Annotated in this window: 15 protein-coding genes; 10 read left to right on the forward strand and 5 right to left on the reverse strand. The window is 73.4% G+C overall.

Annotated elements, in window-relative coordinates:
• Nucleotides 1–71 precede the first annotated feature (71 nt).
• The 4 genes from ACZ6WH_RS35980 to ACZ6WH_RS35995 all read left to right on the forward strand — a co-directional run bounded on the left by ACZ6WH_RS35980 (nucleotide 72) and on the right by ACZ6WH_RS35995 (nucleotide 5,849).
• Nucleotides 72–3,089 carry a bifunctional acetate--CoA ligase family protein/GNAT family N-acetyltransferase gene (locus ACZ6WH_RS35980; RefSeq protein WP_469733940.1) on the forward strand — a complete coding sequence of 1,006 codons (3,018 nt, stop codon included), beginning with the start codon at nucleotides 72–74 and terminating at the stop codon, nucleotides 3,087–3,089.
• Between the two features lie 59 nt (nucleotides 3,090–3,148).
• Nucleotides 3,149–3,739 (forward strand): DUF5998 family protein, encoded by a 591-nt coding sequence (locus ACZ6WH_RS35985; protein WP_361562956.1) that lies wholly within the window; start codon nucleotides 3,149–3,151, stop codon nucleotides 3,737–3,739.
• On the forward strand, nucleotides 3,739–4,938 hold the full coding sequence (locus ACZ6WH_RS35990) for an alkaline phosphatase family protein (protein WP_469733942.1): 1,200 nt from the start codon (nucleotides 3,739–3,741) through the stop codon (nucleotides 4,936–4,938). Before ACZ6WH_RS35985 ends, ACZ6WH_RS35990 begins: the two co-directional genes overlap by 1 nt.
• Before the next feature lie 245 nt (nucleotides 4,939–5,183).
• Entirely contained in the window at nucleotides 5,184–5,849 is a 666-nt protein-coding gene (locus ACZ6WH_RS35995) for a thymidine kinase (RefSeq protein ID WP_469733945.1), read from the forward strand.
• A 101-nt stretch (nucleotides 5,850–5,950) separates the two neighbouring features.
• Here ACZ6WH_RS35995 and ACZ6WH_RS36000 read toward each other — a convergent pair whose 3' ends face one another.
• The gene (locus ACZ6WH_RS36000) at nucleotides 5,951–6,715 is read right to left on the reverse strand and encodes a VOC family protein (RefSeq protein ID WP_469733948.1); all 765 of its coding nucleotides are present in this window, start codon (nucleotides 6,713–6,715) and stop codon (nucleotides 5,951–5,953) included.
• A 428-nt stretch (nucleotides 6,716–7,143) separates the two neighbouring features.
• On the opposite strand from ACZ6WH_RS36000, the gene ACZ6WH_RS36005 reads away from it, so the two are divergent.
• Nucleotides 7,144–7,980 carry a sulfurtransferase gene (locus tag ACZ6WH_RS36005; RefSeq protein ID WP_469733951.1) on the forward strand — a complete coding sequence of 279 codons (837 nt, stop codon included), beginning with the start codon at nucleotides 7,144–7,146 and terminating at the stop codon, nucleotides 7,978–7,980.
• A 315-nt stretch (nucleotides 7,981–8,295) separates the two neighbouring features.
• Here the strand turns inward: ACZ6WH_RS36005 and sepH are convergent, their stop codons facing one another.
• Entirely contained in the window at nucleotides 8,296–9,402 is a 1,107-nt protein-coding gene (sepH, locus tag ACZ6WH_RS36010; protein ID WP_469733953.1) for a septation protein SepH, read from the reverse strand.
• Between the two features lie 485 nt (nucleotides 9,403–9,887).
• Here sepH and ACZ6WH_RS36015 point away from each other — a divergent pair, with 485 nt between their 5' ends.
• On the forward strand, nucleotides 9,888–11,129 hold the full coding sequence (locus ACZ6WH_RS36015) for a hypothetical protein (protein ID WP_469733955.1): 1,242 nt from the start codon (nucleotides 9,888–9,890) through the stop codon (nucleotides 11,127–11,129).
• Nucleotides 11,130–11,176: 47 nt separating this feature from the next.
• Here the strand turns inward: ACZ6WH_RS36015 and ACZ6WH_RS36020 are convergent, their stop codons facing one another.
• Nucleotides 11,177–12,496: a D-arabinono-1,4-lactone oxidase gene (locus ACZ6WH_RS36020; RefSeq protein WP_469733959.1), complete on the reverse strand. Its 1,320-nt coding sequence runs from the start codon at nucleotides 12,494–12,496 to the stop codon at nucleotides 11,177–11,179.
• Nucleotides 12,456–13,727 (reverse strand): MFS transporter, encoded by a 1,272-nt coding sequence (locus tag ACZ6WH_RS36025; protein WP_469733961.1) that lies wholly within the window; start codon nucleotides 13,725–13,727, stop codon nucleotides 12,456–12,458. Before ACZ6WH_RS36025 ends, ACZ6WH_RS36020 begins: the two co-directional genes overlap by 41 nt.
• 153 nt (nucleotides 13,728–13,880) lie before the next feature.
• Here ACZ6WH_RS36025 and ACZ6WH_RS36030 point away from each other — a divergent pair, with 153 nt between their 5' ends.
• A complete protein-coding gene (locus ACZ6WH_RS36030; protein WP_469733963.1) occupies nucleotides 13,881–15,029 on the forward strand; it encodes a ferrochelatase in 1,149 nt (382 codons plus the stop codon).
• A 129-nt stretch (nucleotides 15,030–15,158) separates the two neighbouring features.
• Nucleotides 15,159–15,989, forward strand: a complete 831-nt coding sequence (locus tag ACZ6WH_RS36035) for an inositol monophosphatase family protein (protein WP_432859484.1) — start codon at nucleotides 15,159–15,161, stop codon at nucleotides 15,987–15,989.
• Between the two features lie 214 nt (nucleotides 15,990–16,203).
• Here the strand turns inward: ACZ6WH_RS36035 and ACZ6WH_RS36040 are convergent, their stop codons facing one another.
• Nucleotides 16,204–16,377 (reverse strand): hypothetical protein, encoded by a 174-nt coding sequence (locus tag ACZ6WH_RS36040; RefSeq protein ID WP_361562937.1) that lies wholly within the window; start codon nucleotides 16,375–16,377, stop codon nucleotides 16,204–16,206.
• 352 nt (nucleotides 16,378–16,729) lie between these two features.
• Between ACZ6WH_RS36040 and ACZ6WH_RS36045 the strand changes: the two genes are divergently transcribed.
• The gene (locus ACZ6WH_RS36045; RefSeq protein WP_030062975.1) at nucleotides 16,730–17,383 is read left to right on the forward strand and encodes a response regulator transcription factor; all 654 of its coding nucleotides are present in this window, start codon (nucleotides 16,730–16,732) and stop codon (nucleotides 17,381–17,383) included.
• A 5-nt stretch (nucleotides 17,384–17,388) separates the two neighbouring features.
• Nucleotides 17,389–18,633, forward strand: a complete 1,245-nt coding sequence (locus ACZ6WH_RS36050; RefSeq protein ID WP_432859486.1) for a sensor histidine kinase — start codon at nucleotides 17,389–17,391, stop codon at nucleotides 18,631–18,633.
• The last annotated feature ends 144 nt before the right edge of the window (nucleotides 18,634–18,777 follow it).

The raw sequence follows: 18,777 nt of genomic DNA on the forward strand, positions 1-18,777 counted from the left end.
CGGTCGTGTCCGTGCGGCCTTCGGGGCACTTCGACCGGCCCCCGATACGCAGCCGGTCGTACGCTGTCCGCATGGAGACGCCGTCGGATGCCGCCGCCTACCCCGCCCACTGGGAAGCCGACGTGGTGCTGCGTGACGGCGGCACCGCCCGGATCCGCCCCATCACCCCGGACGACGCGGAACACCTGACCTCCTTCTACGAGCAGGTCTCCGACGAGTCGAAGTACTACCGCTTCTTCGCGCCCTACCCCCGGCTCTCCGACCGCGACGTGCACCGCTTCACCCACCACGACTACGTGGACCGGGTCGGGCTCGCCGCCTTCGTGGGCGGCGAAATGATCGCCACGGTCCGGTACGACCGCATCAACGCCGACGGCCGCCCCGCCACCGGCCCCGACGCCGACCAGGCCGAGGTCGCCTTCCTAGTCCAGGACGCCCACCAAGGCCGCGGCGTGGCCTCCGCGCTCATGGAGCACATCGCCGCGGTCGCCCGCGAACGCGGCATCCGGCGCTTCGCCGCCGAGGTGCTGCCCGCCAACACCAAGATGATCAAGGTGTTCACGGACGCCGGGTACACCCAGAAGCGCACCTTCGAAGACGGCGTCGTCCGCCTCGAATTCGACCTCGAACCCACCGAGCAGTCCGTGGCCGTCATGCGCGGCCGCGAGCACCGCGCCGAGGCCCGCTCCGTACAGCGGCTGCTCGCCCCCGGATCCGTCGCCGTCATCGGCACCGGCCGCGCCCCCGGAGGCGTCGGCCGCTCCGCCCTCCGGAACATCCTCGACTCCGGCTTCACCGGCCACACGTACGCCGTCAACCACGCCTTCCCCGAAGGCGGCAGCACGCTGGACCCGGAGGGCGTACCGGCCTACCGCTCGCTCCGCGACATCCCCGGCCCCGTCGACCTCGCCGTCGTGGCCGTACCCGCCGCACACGTCCCCGACGTCGTACAGGACTGCGGCGAACACGGCGTACAGGGGCTCGTCATCCTCACCTCCGGATACGCCGAGGCCGGCCCCGAAGGGCGCGAGAAGCAGCGCGCACTGCTGCGCCAGGCCCGCTCCTACGGGATGCGGCTGGTCGGCCCGAACGCCTTCGGCCTGATCAACACCGCGGCCGGCGTCCGCCTCAACGCCTCCCTCTCTCCCCGGCTGCCCGGCGCCGGCCGCGTCGGCCTCTTCACCCAGTCCGGCGCGATCGGCATCGGACTGCTCAGCGCCCTCCAGGAGCGCGGCTCCGGGGACGGCGCCATCGCCGGGGTCTCCACCTTCGTGTCGGCCGGCAACCGCGCCGACGTCTCCGGCAACGACCTCCTCCAGTACTGGTACGAGGATCCCGCCACCGACGTCGCGCTGCTCTACCTGGAGTCGATCGGCAACCCCCGCAAGTTCACCCGGCTCGCCCGCCGCACCGCCGCCGCCAAGCCCGTCGTGGTCGTCAAGGGCGCCCGGCACAGCGGCACCGTTCCCCTCGGCCACACCGTCCCCGCCACCCGCGTCCCCGACTCCACCGTCTCCGCCCTGATGCGCCAGGCAGGCGTCATCCGCGTCGGCACCGTCACCGAACTCATCGACGCGGGCCTGCTGCTCGCCTCCCAGCCGCTGCCCGCCGGCCCCCGTGTCGCGATCCTCGGCAACTCCGAAGCGCTCGCCCTCCTCGCGTACGACGCCTGCCTCACCGAGGGCCTGCGCCCGCAGCACCCCCATGTGCTGCCCTTCGCCGCCACGACCGCCCAGTTCCGCGCCGCGCTGGCCGACGCCCTCGCCGGTGACCGCATCGACGCCGTCCTGATCACCGCGATCCCGTGGGTCGCCGAGGGCAGCAGCGCGGACCCCGAGGAGATCGCGGCCCTCGCCACCGCCCTGCGCGAGGCCGCGGCCGAAGGGCCCGCCAAGCCCGTCACCGTCGTCCACCTCGCCATGGAGGAGCTCGCCGGCGCCCTCTCGTGCACGGCCGACGAACCGGGAGCCCCGGACGGACCGGAAGCCGCCCCCGACACCGCCGCACGGGAATCGGATCGGCGGGCCGCCGGGCCGGAAGCCCCGGAGCCGGACCGATGGGCCGCCGCGCCGGAGGTCCGGGACCCCGACCGGCGGGCCGCCGCGCCCGAAGCCCCGGAACCGGACGGGCGGGCCGCCGCGCCGGGCGCCGCCGGGAACGTCCCCGAGGCGCCCCGGGAGCGCCCCGGTGGCCCGTCCGGCGGCCTGCCCCGCATCCCCGCCTACCCCGCCGCCGAACGCGCCGTACGCGCCCTCGCCGAGGCCGTCCGGTACGCGGCCTGGCGCCGCGAGTCCTCGGCACCCGGCAGAGTCCCCGAGTACGACGACATCCAGGAAGCCGCGGCCGGCGCCGACATCGAGCGGCTGCTCGACGAGCTCACCACCGACGCCGAACCGCACCGCTCCGTGGCGCTGCCCGCCGACGAGGCCGCCGCCCTCCTGGGCCGCTACGGCATCCGCGTCCGCGCCGCGCTCCCCGCACCCGACGCGGACGCCGCCGTACGCGCCGCCGAGTCCCTGGGCTACCCCGTCGCCCTGAAGACCACGGCCCCGCACCTGCGGCACCGCGCCGACCTCGGGGGCGTCCGCCTCGACCTCCCCGGAGAACGCGCCCTCCGCCGCTCCTACCAGGAGCTGACCGACTTCCTCGGGAAGCCCGAAGAGCTGCGCCCCGTGGTGCAGGCCATGGTGCCGCGCGGCGTGGACACCCTCATCCGCGCCTCCATCGACCCCGCGGCCGGCGCCGTCCTCTCCTTCGGGCTCGCCGGCGCCCCCTCCCAGCTCCTCGGCGACACCGCGCACCGCCTCATCCCCGCCACCGACCGCGACGTCGCCGAACAGATCCGCTCCATCAGGAGCGCGCCGCTGCTCTTCGGATGGCGCGGCTCCCAGCCCGTCGACACCGCGGCCCTGGAAGAACTGCTGCTGCGCCTCTCCCGCCTCGTCGACGACCACCCCGAGGTCGTCGGCATCGACCTCGAACCGGTCGTCGTCGCCCCCCACGGACTCTCCGTCCTCGGCGCCTCAGTACGCCTCGCCCGCCCACCCGCCACCACCGACCTCGGCCCCCGCCGCCTCCCCGTGTACTGACCCCCGGCCCCCGTCGCCTGCGGGCCGCGTTGCCCCCGGCGCCCCGTAGGATGGACCCCATGGCTAAGACCGGTACGACGACCCAGGGGCTGCGCGCGGCGATCGAGCGCAGCGGCTATTACCCGGCACTCGTGGCCGAGGCGGTGCAGGCCGCGATCGGCGGCGAGCCCGTGGTGTCGTACGTGGTCCACCAGGAGACGACCTTCGACGCCAACGAGGTCCGCCGCCACGTCACCGTCCTGGTCCTCACGGACACCCGCTTCATCGTCAGCCACACCGACGAGCAGGCCGCCGACGCCACGTCGCCGACCCCGTACGCCACCACCTCCACGGAGTCCGTGAAGCTCGGCCGCATCTCGTCCGTCGTGCTCAGCCGCGTCGTCGCCAACCCCGAGGCCTACACCCCCGGCCAGCTGCCCCGCGAGGTCGTGCTGACCATCGGCTGGGGCGCCGTCTCCCGGCTCGACCTGGAGCCCGCCAGCTGCGGCGACCCGAACTGCGAGGCCGACCACGGATACACCGGCTCCTCCACGGCCGACGACCTCTCGCTGCGCGTCAGCGAGGCCGGCGACGGCCCGGACACCGTCCGGCAGACGCTCGCCTTCGCCCAGGCGCTCTCCGAAGCCACCGCCGCCTCGGCCGCCCGCTGATGGCGGGTTACGCCGTGGACCCGGCGTCCGCCTGGCCCGAACCGCTCGACCTCGACACCGCGCCGGTACCCCGCTACGGCACCGGCTCGCTCGCCGACCTGCTGCCCGCCATCACCGCCGGCCAGGGCCTGGCGCACGCGCAGCCCACGGGCCTGGAGCTGGCCCCCGCGGACCGCGCCTGCGTCTTCCTGATCGACGGCCTGGGCTGGGACGTGCTGCGCGCCCACCCGGACGAGGCACCCTTCCTCACCTCGCTGCTCGGCACGTCCATGAACGGCACCGGGCGCCCCATGACGGCCGGTTTCCCGTCCACCACGGCCACCTCGCTCGCCTCGGTCGGCACGGGCCTGCCGCCGGGCGCGCACGGCCTCGCCGGGTACACCGTGCAGGACCCCGGCACGGGCGCGCTGATGAACCAGCTGCGCTGGTACCCGTGGACCGACCCGCACGCCTGGCAGCCGTACCCCACGGTCTTCCAGCAGGCGGACGCCGCGGGCATCCACACCTGCCAGGTCTCCGCGCCCGACTTCGCGCGCACGCCGCTCACCCAGATCGCCCTCAGCGGCGGCACGTTCCACGGCAGGCTCTCCGGTGAGGACCGGATGGACCTGGCCGCCGAGCAGCTCGCCGCGGGCGACCGGTCGCTGGTCTACACGTACTACTCCGAGGTCGACGGCAAGGGGCACCGCTACGGCGTCGACTCCGACGCCTGGCGCGGCCAGCTGATGTACGTCGACCGCCTGGCGGAGCGCCTCGCCGAACAGCTGCCGCCGCGCTCGGCCCTGTACGTCACCGCCGACCACGGCATGATCGACATCCCGTTCGACCCGGAGTCCCGTGTCGACTTCGACGAGGACTGGGAGCTGAAAGCGGGCGTCCGCCTCCTGGGCGGCGAGGGCCGCTGCCGCCACCTGTACGCGCATCCGGGCGCGGCCGACGACGTGCTCGCCGTCTGGCGCGAGGTGGTCGGCGACCGGATGTGGGTGGCCGGACGCGAGGAGGCGATCGCCGCCGGATGGTTCGGACCGCGCGTCGACGACCGGGTACGGGGCAGAATCGGTGATGTGGTGGCCGCCGCGCACGCCGACATGGTGATCATCGCAAGCGAGACCGAACCGCGGGAATCAGCCATGGTCGGCATGCACGGCTCCATGACCCCGGTCGAACAGCTCGTCCCCCTCCTGGAAGTCCGCACCTGATCCTGGAAGCCCGCACCTGAACGGCGCCGGGGGCGTTGTCAGTGGCACCCGTTACTGTGTTGAGCAGGGGATCTCCGCTCCCCCATGGGGGAAGTGGGGGGCGAATCGATACGGCCGGTACGGCGGCGCGCATCGGTACGCCGGTCCTTCGGTACCGCGCAACACGCCCCCCGTAACTCCCCTCTTCGTACGACCCGATTGCCGTCGGTACGGCCCGACGCGCCCGAAAGGCGACCACATCCCCCATGGCTGAACTGGTGTTCTTCAGCGGCACGATGGACTGCGGGAAGTCGACGCTCGCGCTGCAGATCGAGCACAACCGCTCAGCGCGCGGCCTGCAGGGCATGATCTGCACCCGTGACGACCGGGCGGGTGCCGGCCGGCTCTCCTCCCGGCTGGGCCTCGCCGTCGACGCCGTCGAGGTCGCCGACGACCTGGATTTCTACGCCTATGTCGTCGGCCGGATCAGCTCCGGGGCCCGTGTCGACTACGTCATCGCCGACGAGGCGCAGTTCCTGACCCCCGCCCAGATCGAACAGCTGGCCCGCGTGGTGGACGACCTGGAGCTGGACGTCTTCGCCTTCGGGATCACCACCGACTTCCGCAGCAAGCTCTTCCCCGGCTCCCAGCGGCTGGTCGAACTGGCCGACCGCATAGAGGTGCTCCAGGTCGAGGCGCTGTGCTGGTGCGGTGCCCGCGCGACTCACAACGCCCGTACGGTGGGCGGGCAGATGGTCGTCGAGGGCGACCAGGTGGTCGTGGGGGACGTGCACGCGGCCGGGACCGAGGTCGGCTACGAGGTCCTCTGCCGGCGCCACCACAGGCGCCGTCAGACCGCCGCCTCCGCGCACGCGGCCGCGCTCTCCCCGGACGTCCTTCCGGTCGACGCGGGGAGCGAGCCGGCGGCGTGAGCCGCGGCGGAGGGCGAGCCGGGCGAGCGAGTCAGGGGAGAGGAGTCAGCGGTCGGGCGAGGTCCGGAGGCTGCTCCGCTCAGCGCCGGACCGCCCGGAACTCACCGCTGAATCACCCGGAACTCCGCGCCCTCCGGGTCGGTGACCACCGCCAGCCGCCCGTGCGCCGAGTCCCGTGACTCGTCGGTCACCCGCCCGCCCAGCTCCACGACGCGGCGGGCCGCCGCGTCCGTGTCGGAGACCGCGAAGTACGTGGTCCAGTGCGGCCCCCGCTCACGAGGGAGCGCGTCGCCCACGCCCCGGATGCTCGCCACCGGGCGCCCCTTGAGGCACAGCGTGAGGCGGTCGGGCCCGGGCCCCGCCTCCGTCTCGAAGCCGAAGACGTGCTCGTAGAAGGTGCCTGCCTCGGCGGCCTCTCGGGTCACGAGTTCGTTCCACACCAGGGTGCCGGGCTCGCCGACCACCGCCGTGCCCTTCATCATGTGCCCCTGCCAGACCCCGAAGACCGCGCCCTGCGGGTCCGAGGCCAGCGCCATCCGCCCCGCTCGGTCGGCGTCCAGCGGCCCGACCCCGACCGTGCCGCCGCAGGCGCGGATGCGTTCCGTGGCGGCGTCCGCGTCGTCGCTCGCGAGATAGGGCGTCCAGGCGATGGGCAGCCGCCGCTCCGGTGGCAGTACGCCGATGCCCGCCACCTCACGGCCGGCGAGCAGCGCCCGTACGTAGGGACCGAGTTGCTGCGGCCCGGGCCGGAACTCCCAGCCGAACAGCGCACCGTAGAAGTCCTGCGTCGTGGACATGCCGTGCACCATGAGACTCACCCAGCACGGGGTGCCGGGCACCCGCGGACTCGCTGCCTCGGTCGTCATCGTCGCTCGCTCCTCGGGCCATCGGGGGGACCGTACGGGTCAGGGGGCTGTGCCGTGCAGATGCTCGCACCCTCGGGTACGTGGCGCGGGTCGGCCGCGCCGCCCGTCGTCCGAATCGTGAGAACCGGGTGCGCAGCTGTGCCGGAGAGCGCTCGATGTGATGACGCAGGTTCGTTTCTGCCGATGTCACCGCCCGGTGTGACGGCCCTCCTGCCGGCCTCCTACGGACCTGTCGGCTCCCTATGTGGATCTGTCCGGCTCCCCACGGTCCTGGCGGCCTCTCACGGGCCTCCTCGTGCGGCCGCACCCCGCCCTCTTCGTGAGCCGCTCTCCGCGCTTCCGTTCTCTTCATGGGCCGTTCTCCGCGCTTCCGGACGGACTTGCCCATGATCGGCGTGGCTCGCACGTGACTGCGCGAGGATGGGGCCATGAATGCCATCATCTCCGCTTCCGAACTGGCTAGCGAGCTTGCGGGCGGTACGCCTCCGGTGCTCCTCGATGTCCGCTGGCAGCTCGGCGGCCCGCCCGGGCGCCCCGAGTACGAGGCGGGACACATTCCCGGTGCCGTCTACGTCGCTCTGGACACCGAACTGGCCGGCCCCGCAGGCGCCGCCGGCCGGCACCCCCTCCCGGACCCAGAGGTCTTCACCGCCGCCATGCGCGCGGCCGGGATCTCCAAGGACAGCGAGGTGGTCGTGTACGACGGCGCCCAGGGCTGGGCGGCGGCCCGGGCCTGGTGGCTGCTGCGCTGGGCGGGGCACGAGTCCGTACGCGTCCTGGACGGCGGCCTCGCGGCGTGGCGCGCTGCGGGCGGTGAGCTGACCGCCGAGGAACCCGCAGTGGAGCCCGGCGACTTCACGGTGGCCCCCGGTGCCCTGCCGGTGCTGAACGCCGACGAGGCGGCCGCTCTGGCCCGCCGTGGGGTGCTCCTGGACGCGCGGGCGGGGGAGCGCTACCGCGGCGAGGTGGAGCCGATCGACCCGGTCGCCGGCCACATCCCCGGGGCGCGCTCCGCGCCGACGAACGAGAACGCCACCGCCGAGGGGACGCTCCGGCCGGCCGCCGAGCTGGCCGAGCGTTTCGCCGCTCTCGGGGCCGTCCCCGACGCCGAGGTCGGTGTCTACTGCGGCTCTGGGGTCTCCGCCGCCCACGAGATCCTGGCGCTCGCCGTGGCGGGCGTACCGGCGGCCCTGTACGTCGGTTCCTGGAGCGAGTGGTCGTCCGACCCGTCCCGCCCGGTGGCCACGGGCGCCGAAGCGGGCTGACCGGGCGTACCGGCCGGACGTACCGGATCGACCGTCACCTCACCGCTGCCGCCACCGGGGCGTACCGGGGCGGCAGCGCGTGACCGGCCGCGGACTGTCGCCCCCGGGCCGAGTGCCGGGCCTCCGGAGGCCGCGGGCGCCCGTGCAGGACCCCAGGGGCGCGATGAAGGGCCACCTGCATGACCCCAGGGGCGCCATGCAGGACCACGTGCAGGACCGTTTCCGCACCTGGAGGCCGAAGTTGCTCCGCATCGGGGGACCGAAGCCGCGAGGCCGTTACCCGGGCGCGGCCGTCCGCGCCTGACCGCCGGGCGGTCAGGCGTCCGGCTTCTTGCCGCGTCGCGTGCCGAAGACGATCTCGTCCCAGCTGGGCACGGCGGCGCGGCGGCCGGGGCGGACGCCGTCCGCTTCGGCCTGGCGGTCGGTGGTGCCCTTCAGCCGGTCCCGGTGCCCCGCGACCGAGCGGGGCATCAGTACGTCCGCGTACGCGGAACCCGCGCCCGCGCTCGCGGCGGGGGCCGGCGGTTCCTCGACCTCGGCCTCCGTCTGCGGCTCGTCGTCCGGCGGCGTCTTCGGCTCGGGGACGACCAGGTCGCCGCGGAAGCTCGGTACCGCCTCCAGGAGGCTGGTGAGCGAGTCCCGCGGGTCCCGCTCGTCGAGCTCCTCGGCCGAGGCCGCGGGCAGCACGTCCTCGTCCTCGGCGGCCTGTGGCGCGGGCCGCTCGCCCGGCTGCTGGTGGTCCAGTGACCGGTCCAGCGGCCGGTCCCTGGGCAACCGGGCGATCCGGGGGACGAACGGGAAGCTCGGCTCCGGGGTGTCGTCGGTCTCGCCGATCAGCGCCCGCGCCTCGTCGTCCACGGCCTGTACGAGCCGCCGGGGCGGGTCGTACGTCCAGCTCGCGGAGTGCGGCTCGGTCGCGACGCGGTAGACCAGCAGCACCTCCCAGGTGCCGTCGTCCCGGCGCCAGGAGTCCCACTGCACGCTGTCCTTGTCGGCGCCGCGCAGCAGCAGCCGCTCGGCGACCGCCTCGCCCAGCTGCGGACCGGTGTTCTCGCCGGGGCGGCGCACGGGTGTCTTCCGGGCGCGCTCGGCCATGAACGCGCGCTCGGCCAGTACGGGGCCCTCGAAACGCCGCACCCGGTCGACGGGGATACCGGCGAGCTGGGCGACCTCCTCGGCGGACGCACCGGCCCGTATGCGGGCCTGGATGTCCCGTGGCCGGAGGTGGCTCTCCACCTCGATCTCGATCTGGCCCAGGCGTGCACGGTCGTTGCGCACCGCGGCACGCAGCCGCTCGTCGATCGGCAGCGTGTACTCGGTGCTGTCCGCAGCCTTGAGCACCAGCCGTGTGCCGTCGTTCGATACGGCCACGACACGCAGTTCGGGCATGGGGACCTCCCGGGTGGTGCCTGCCGACGTCACGTGCGTCGCTGCTTCCGCTAGTCGAGTGTGGCCTGCCCGGGTGCAGCCTGCCACAACATTGCCGAGTTGCCCGGCGCGTCAGGCAGTGGCCCTGAAACGCCGTTATGACACGGTAACCAGTTTGCGACCTCCGGTGACCGTACCGGTTGCCCTGTGTACCAGCCCCCCGTGCCGAATGACGGCGCCCCGGGGCGGGTGCCGCCTTGGAGGCCCCTCCCCTGGGTCCGGGCAGCCGGACGGGAAACCGGGGCCAGGATTCGCAACAGTACTCCATTCGGACCACCGCGGTGGGTAGCCGCGCCGCCAAGTTTTCGCTGGACAGCGGAGTCCGGTCGCCTTGTCGACCTCTCTACATCCGGGCCGTGCGGTGACGTACGCCGAAAATGTGTCGTGCTTCACAGAATCGCCAGAAACGGAACTATCCAGTTCGCCCAAATGTCCCTTCTGTGTGCAAGACCGATCGAAGCGTCGATCAAGGGCGTGGAATGGACGACAGAACCGATAGCCACACAAAGAAGACCGGGAAGGAGAAACGTCTCGACCTGAGCATCCCCCAGGTGGCGGGCGGTGCGCTCGCCGCGGCGGTCGCCGCCTACCTTGCCGGTCGGCTCGGCGTCTACGGAACGGTCATCGGTGCGGGCGTGGTGAGCGTGGTCGCCACCACGGGCGGGTCGATCTTCCAGCACCTCTTCCGCCGCACGGGCGAGCAGGTCAAGGAGGCGACGGTCAGCACGCGGCCCAAGCCGCGCCGCAGACAGCAGCTCGGTGGCCGGGCGGCCGCTCCCGGTACGCCCGCGCGCGAGGCCTCGGGAGCCGCGTCGGCTCCCGGTCCGGGCGTGACGATGGTCCTGCCCACGTTCGGCCGCGACGGCGCCGAGGACGAGGTGACCTCTGTCGCGGCGGCCATGGACCGGGCCGCCGAGCGCGAGCCCGGTACGGGGACCGCCGCCGCTACGGGAGCGGCGGACGCGACACGGGCGCTGCCCGTGCTGTCGGAGGTGGCCACCCGTGCGCTCTCTCCCACCGCACCCGAAGGAGCGGAGGACGAGACCCGCCTCATCCCGCGGCACGAGGACGAGACCCGCCCCGTGCCGCGGCACGACGTGCGCACGATGGCGCTGCGTACGGTGGCGGAGCCGCCCGGCGACTCTTCCGTGGCGCCGCCCGCCGGTGCCTCCGTGGCGGAGACCTCCGACGAGGAGGCAGGCCGGACCCTGTACGGCACCCGATGGCGGGGCCGGCGCCGTACCTGGCTCGTCGGGCTGGCGGTCTTCCTGCTGGCGATGGCCGGGGTCACCGCCTTCGAGCTGGCCACCGGGCACGACGCGTCGGGCGGCCGCGGCACGTCGGTCTACAACCTCTTCCGGTCCGGCGGTGGCGGCAGCGCCCCGACGACGCCGACGCCGTCGCCGAGCACGTCGACCGGGGACACGGAGAAGGGCGGTGGCGCCACCGAGTCGCCGACGCCGCAGCCGGAGACCTCGGACGGCGGCTCCCCGTCCCCCTCGGGTTCGGACACGGACAACGGCAGCGGGACGGGGAACGAATCGGACGGCGCGTCCACCTCGCCCAGCCCGTCGCCGAGCGATGGGGGCGAGTCCTCCTCGGATCCGGCGCCGACGCCGACCGACGGCGCCGACGGCGGCGCGACCGGCGATCAGGACGCGGAGGACGGCTCGGCCGGCACCCAGGACGCCGGCCGGACTCCGGCCCCCGGTTCCTCCTGAGGCCGGACGCCGGCCCCGCGGGCCCGCCCCGGGGCCGGCGCCGCGCCTCAGTCGCCGAGCACCCGCCGCAGATACGGGTTGGCGAACACCCGCTCCGGGTCCAGCCGGTCCCGGAGCGCGGTGAACTCCCCGAAGCGCGGATACGCCGCCGCCAGGTAGGCCGCGTCCCGGGTGTGCAGCTTTCCCCAGTGCGGCCGGCCGCCGTGCGCCGTCATGATGCGCTCGGCGGCCGTGAAGTAGGCCTCGTGCGGCGTGCCCCGGTACATGTGCATCGCGATGTAGGCGGTGTCCCGCCCGGAGGCGGTGGACAGCGGGATGTCGTCGGCGGGCGCGGTGCGTACCTCCACGGGGAAGCTGATCCGGAAGCCGGAGCGCTCCACCAGCGCGCGCAGTTCCCGTAGCGCGGCGACCGCCGCCTCACGGGGGACGGCGTACTCCATCTCCACGAAGCGCACCCGGCGCGGGCTGGTGAACACCTTGTACGGGATGTCGGTGTACGTACGGGCGGAGAGCGCGCGGCTGGAGAGCTTGGCGATGCCGGGGATGGTGGCGGGCAGCGCCTTGCCGACGGCGCATGCGACCTGGAAGACGCCGTTGGAGAGCAGCTCGTCGTCGACCCAGCCGCTGACGGTGCCGTTCGGTGCCGCTGGGCCCTGGCTGCGGTTGTTGCGCTTGGTGTTGCAGTTCCCGGTGTGCGGGAACCAGTAGAACTCGAAGTGCTCGTTCTCCGTGACGAGGGCGTCGAAGTCCTCGGTCACCCGGTCGAACGGCATCGGCTCTTCCCGGGCGGCGAGCAGGAACTCCGGTTCGACGGCGAAGGTCAGCTCCGTGAGGACGCCGAGCGCGCCCAGGCCGAGCCGGGCCGCCGCGAAGACGTCCGGGTTCTCCTGCGCGGAGCAGCGGAGTACGGAGCCGTCGGCGGTGACCAGCTCCAGGCCCACGATCTGGGCGGAGAGGGAGGCGGAGTCCCGGCCGGTGCCGTGGGTGCCGGTGCTGGTGGCTCCGGAGACCGTCTGCTCCATGATGTCGCCCATGTTGGCCAGCGACAGGCCCTGCCCGGAGAGCGCCGCGTTGAGGTCCTTCAGGGGGGTGCCGGCGGCGACGGTGACCGTGCCGGCGGCGCGGTCCACCTTCCGTATGCCGGTCAGCCGCTCGGGGCGTATGAGGAGGCCGTCGGTGACCGCGGTGGGCGTGAAGGAGTGGCCGGTGCCGGCCGCCTTCACGGTGAGCCCGTCGGCGGCCGCCTGCCGTACCGCCGCCGCCAGCTCCTCGGTGGAGGCCGGTGCCACGCTCCGTACGGGGTGGGACTGGACGTTCCCCGCCCAGTTACGCCACACGTTCTCCCGAGTCGCTCGAACCACTGTCATGTGCGCCCAGCCCTCCCGTCACCGGGGGCAGGGGTGCCCCCGCCCGCGTAGGCGCCGGCCGCAGCCGGCGGTATCCGAGGAACGCGACCGCGGCCGCGAGCGCTCCCGCCACGGCCGGCACGGCGTACCCCGCACGGGCCCCGGCCGCGTCCACCACCCAGCCGGCGGCCGACGAGCCGAGCGCCACCCCGACCGCGAGCCCGGTGCTCGTCCAGGTCATGCCCTCGGTCAGTTGTGCGCGCGGTACGTGCTGCTCGACCAGGGCCATGGTGGTCACCATCGTGGGAGCGATGGTCAGGCCCGCGACGAAGAGCGCCACGGCCAGGAACGGCAGGTTCCCGACCAGTTGGAGCGGGATCATACTCACGGCCATGGCGAGGACGCCCAGTACCCAGCGGCGCGCTGCGGGGCCGGCCGGGCGCAGCATTCCGAAGACCGCGCCTGCCGAGCAGGAGCCGAACGCGTAGATCGCGAGGACGAGGCTGGCCGCGCCCTTGTGGCCCTGGGCCTCCGCGAAGGCCACCGTCACCACGTCGATCGCCCCGAAGATCGCGCCGGTGGCGGCGAAGGTGACCACGAGGACCTGGAGGCCCCGGGAGCGCAGCGCGGAGCCCTTGGTGTGGTGCGCGCGGGGGTGCGGTACGGGTTCGGTGGTGCGCTGCGCGGTCAGCCAGAACACGCCCGCCGCCAGGAAGACACCGGCCAGCAGCGGCCCGGCTTCGGGGAACCACGACGTGGACAGCCCGATGGCGAGGATCGGCCCGACGATGAAGCAGAACTCGTCGACGATCGACTCCCAGGAGTACGCGGTGTGCAGCATCTCGGGGGAGGCGCGGTGGACCTCGGCCCATCGGGAGCGGACCATCGCGCCGACACTCGGGACGCAGCCCGCGCAGGCCGCGAAGACGAACAACGTCCAGTCGGGCCAGCGCTGCCGGGCGGCCACGAGCAGGGCGCCGAGCGCGGCCAGGGAGACGAGCGTCGCGGGGCGCAGGACGCGGCGCTGGCCGTGCCGGTCCACCAGGCGGGAGATCTGCGGGCCCAGTACCGCGGCCGCCAGGGCGACCGTCGCCGAGAGCGCGCCCGCCAGTCCGTACCGGTCCGTGAGCTGGGAGACCATGGTGACGATGCCGATGCCGGTCATGGAGAGCGGCATGCGCCCCAGGAACCCGGCGGCGGAGAAGGACTTGGTGCCGGGCCGGGCGAACAGGGCGCGGTAGGGACTGGGCAAGGGGGCGCTCCGCCAGGTGAGGATCCGCGGGGACCGCGGGAGGTCGGTACAGGGTGGCAGTAAGGAACGTACTGCGGCCATACAGCTTACGGGTGGCGCACGGAAGGTGCCTCCGGTTTTCCGGCTGTCAGTGGCGGGTGGGAGGATCGAAACATGCCCGAACAGTCAGTGCCTGCTCCCTATGACGCCCTGCTCCTCCTCTCCTTCGGGGGCCCCGAAGGGCCCGACGACGTGGTCCCGTTCCTGGAGAACGTGACGCGCGGCCGCGGCATCCCCCGTGAGCGGCTCAAGGAGGTGGGGCAGCACTACTTCCTGTTCGACGGTGTGAGCCCGATCAACGCGCAGAACCGCGACCTGCTGGACGCCCTGCGCAAGGACTTCGCCGAGCACGGCCTGGACCTGCCGGTCTACTGGGGCAACCGCAACTGGGCGCCGTACCTCACCGACACCCTGCGCGACATGGTCCGCGACGGCCGCCGCCGCATCGCCGTGCTGGCGACCAGCGCGTACGCCTCGTACTCCGGCTGCCGGCAGTACCGGGAGAACCTGGCCGACGCGCTCGCCGCCCTGGAGGCCGAGGGCCTTGAGGTGCCGCGGGTCGACAAGCTGCGGCACTACTTCAACCACCCCGGCTTCGTCCGCCCCATGGTCGACGGGGTGCTCGCCTCCCTCGCCGAGCTGCCCGAGAACGTCCGCGCGGGCGCCCACCTCGCGTTCACCACGCACTCCATCCCCACCGCCGCCGCCGACACCTCGGGGCGGCCGGAGGAGCACACCGAGGGCGGCGAGGGCGGCGCGTACGTCGCCCAGCACCTGGACGTGGCAAAGGTGATCGCCGAGGCGGTGCGTGAGGAGACCGGCATCGCCCACCCCTGGCAGCTCGTCTACCAGTCGCGCAGCGGCGCCCCGCACATCCCCTGGCTGGAGCCCGACATCTGCGACCACCTGGAGACGCTGCACGCGCAGGGCGTCCCGGCCGTCGTGATGGCCCCCATCGGCTTCGTCTCGGACCACATGGAGGTCAAGTACGACCTCGACACGGAGGCCACCGCCAAGGCCGCCGAGCTGGGCCTGCCGGTCGCCCGCTCGGCCACCGTGGGCGCCGACCCGCGGTTCGCCGCGGCCGTCCGCGACCTGCTCCTGGAGCGTGCTGCGGCGGAGCGCGGCCGCTCCCCGGAGCGCTGCGCGCTCGGCGCCCTCGCCCCGAGCCACGACCTCTGCCCGGTCGGCTGCTGCCCGGCCCGCAGCCCCCGGCCCGCCGCCGCGGGCGCCGACTGGAGCGGCGCGCCGGCGGGGGCCTGAGAAGCCAGCCCCCGGGCCGCCCGACGGCGTGCGGCCCGGCTGCCCGGCCCGCGGGCGTACGCGCCGCGGCGGCCCGCGGGCCGGCCGTGAGCGCCGCCCGCGGGACCTTCCGTACGAACAAGGAGCACCGTGTCCGATCCCCTGAAGGACGCCTCGCCGTACAGCGGTGAACTGAAGGAAGAACTCCTCGCGCTGGCCCTGGAGGCCGCCCGCCGGGCCGGTGAGCTGCTGCGCGACGGCCGCCCCGCCGACCTCGGGGTGGCCGCCACGAAGACCAGCCCCATCGACGTCGTCACCGAGATGGACATCGCCTCCGAGAAGCTGATCACCGGCTTCCTCTCCGAGCGCCGCCCCGAGGACGGCTTCCTGGGGGAGGAGGGCGCCAGCTCCGAGGGGACCAGCGGGATCCGCTGGGTGATCGACCCCGTCGACGGCACCGTCAACTACCTCTACGGCCTGCCCTCTTGGGCGGTGTCCATCGCCGCCGAGAAGGACGGCGAGACGCTCGTCGGTGTGGTCGCGGCACCGATGCGCGGCGAGACCAGCCACGCCGTGCTCGGCGGCGGCGCCTTCCTGAACGGCGCGCCGGTCCGGGTGCGGCCCGCCCCGCCGCTCTCCCAGGCGCTGGTCGGCACCGGCTTCGGGTACGTGGCCGAGCGCCGCGCCGCGCAGGCCGCCGTCCTGGGCTCCCTGCTCCCGCAGGTGCGCGACATCCGGCGCGGCGGCTCGGCCGCGATCGACCTCTGCGACGTGGCCTGCGGCCGGCTGGACGCCTACTACGAGCGCGGTCTGAACCCGTGGGACTACGCGGCAGGCGAGCTGATCGCCCGCGAGGCCGGCGCGCTGACCGGCGGCCGCGCCGGCGACCCGGTCTCCCCGGACCTCACCGTCGCCGCCTCCCCGGCCGTCTTCGAGGCGCTCCAGCCCCTGCTGGAGGACCTGGGCGCCTGGCACGACTGACCCGGGACCCGCGGGCCGTGCGGGCCGCGCACGCCGCCGTACGGCCCGCCTCCCGGCCGCGCGCCGGAACGGACGGGCCACGTCTCGTACGGCCCGCCCGTGCCGCCGTACGACACATGCCGCCGTACGACACGCATACGCGCCCGGACACGACGAAGCGCCCCGGCACCGTCCCCTCGGTGCCGGGGCGCCCTTCGTACGGGGCGGGCGGGGATCAGACGCTGGGCGCGCCGACCTCCACACCGTGCTCGGAGGCCAGCCGCTGCAGGTCCTCCAGCTCGGCCTGCTCGACGTCGGCGAGGAAGTCGTCGCCGGTTTCGCGGGCCCGGTCCAGGTCGGCTTCGGTGCTCTTTATGCGCTGCAGAATGCCTGCGGTGAACGCGTCCATGGTGCGCCCCCTCGTCGTGGGTCGGTGGCACGGGGGTGTGCCGACGGGTGTGGGCCCCTCGTCCACGGGGGTGTGGCTGAGGGAGATCACGGCGTGGTCCCCGCGGACTGCCGTCCGGTCGCGGTACGGCGTCATGCAAGGCGTGATCGCGAGTGTGCAATCGTCCTCCCCATGCCGAACCTCACGGAAACCTCAAGAAGGCGGTGAATCGCTGCCAATCGGGTAGCCGCGGTCCCGCGGCGAGCGTCCGCACCTCCTCTTACAGCCGGTTTACGGCTCTTCGGGGCAGGATGGATGTGCTCGAAAATTGTGTGTGCCCTGTTCGGCGGGGCCGTGAGGAAGGACTAGCGACGTGCGTGTACTCGTCGTCGAGGACGAGCAGCTGCTCGCCGATGCGGTGGCCACCGGACTGCGCCGGGAGGCCATGGCGGTCGACGTGGTGTACGACGGCGCGGCCGCGCTGGAGCGGATCGCGGTCAACGACTACGACGTCGTCGTGCTGGACCGCGACCTCCCGCTGGTCCACGGCGACGACGTCTGCCGCAAGATCGTCGAGCTGGGCATGCCCACCCGCGTCCTGATGCTGACCGCCTCCGGCGACGTGAGCGACCGCGTGGAGGGCCTGGAGATCGGCGCCGACGACTACCTCCCCAAGCCGTTCGCCTTCACCGAGCTGACCGCCCGTGTACGGGCCCTGGGGCGCCGTACCACCGTGGCGCTGCCGCCGGTCCTGGAGCGGGCCGGCATCAAGCTCGACCCGAACCGCCGCGAGGTCTTCCGCGACGGCAAGGAGGTCCAGCTCGCGCCCAAGGAGTTCGCGGTGCTGGAGGTCCTGATGCGCAGCGAGGGCACCGTCGTCTCGGCCGAGCAGCTCCTGGAGAAGGCCTGGGACGAGAACACCGACCCGTTCACGAACGTGGTCCGGGTGACCGTCATGACGCTGCGCCGCAAGCTCGGCGAGCCCGCAGTGATCGTGACCGTACCGGGCTCCGGCTACCGGATCTGAGCAGCATGGCCACGACACCCGCGGCGCCCCAGTCGCCGCCCGCACCGCCCAAGCCCACCTGGGACCCGAAGCCGCCGGTCCGCCCCTTCCCGTGGCTGCGCCCGACCATCCGGATACGGCTCACGCTGCTGTACGGCGGCATGTTCCTGATGGCGGGCATCGTGCTGCTGGCCATCATCTACATGCTGGCCGCCAACGCCCTCCAGGACGGCAACCAGCTGCCGTTCAAGATCATCGGTTCGGACTTCCGGATCGTCACCGACCGCTGCCCCGGCGCTGCCACCAACAACGTCGACCAGCTGAACTCGGCCATCAACACCTGCATCTCGCAGCAGCGCGCGGTGGCCCTGAACAACCTGCTGAACCGCTCCCTGATGGCGCTGGTCGGCCTGACCATCGTCGCGTTCGCCTTCGGGTACGCGATGGCGGGCCGAGTCCTGTCCCCGCTGGGCCGCATCACGCGGACCGCGCAGCGGGTGGCCGGCTCCGACCTGCACCGCCGGATCGAGCTGGGCGGCCCGGACGACGAGCTGAAGGAGCTCGCCGACACGTTCGACGAGATGCTGGACCGGCTGGACCGCGCGTTCGAGTCGCAGCAGCGCTTCGTGGCGAACGCCTCGCACGAGCTGCGCACGCCGCTGGCGATCAACCGCACGCTCCTCGAAGTGCAGCTCGCCGACCCGGACGCCTCGCCCGAGCTGGCCCAGCTGGGCAAGACCCTGCTGGCCACCAATGAGCGCAGCGAACAGCTCGTCGAGGGCCTGCTGCTGCTCGCGCGCAGCGAGAACAAGATCGTGGACCGGAAACCGGTCGATCTCGCCGAGGTGGCCTCGCAGGCCATCGAGCAGTCCCGGAGCGAGGCGCAGGCCAAGGGCGTGGAGCTGCGCGGCGTACGCAAGCAGGTCTTCGTGCAGGGCAACGGCGTCCTCCTGGAGCGCATCGCGCTGAACCTCGTACAGAACGCCGTGCGGTACAACGTGCCAGAGGGCTTCGTGGAGGTGACCACCGAAGCGCAGCCCGGCTGGGCGGTGCTGGTGGTCTCCAATACGGGCCCGGTGGTCCCCGCCTATGAGGTGGAGAACCTGTTCGAGCCGTTCCGGCGGCTGCGTACGGAGCGCACGGGCAGCGACAAGGGCGTGGGCCTCGGCCTGTCCATCGTGCGGTCCGTGGTCCGGGCGCACGACGGCACGATCACGGCCGTGCCGCGTGAGGGCGGAGGCATGGACATGCGCGTGGTGCTCCCGGTGTAGGAGTTCCGGCCACCGCCCCCGCGGGTCCGGCTTGACGCGGCCGGGGGTGTCCGGTCATCCTTCGCCCCGAGTTCGCTTTGCGCGGAATTCGACCGGTCCGTTCATCGGCCCGGACGTGTGTGATCGATCACAGACGCGAATTCC

The sequence above is a fragment of the Streptomyces sp. NPDC050806 genome (genome assembly GCF_055586425.1).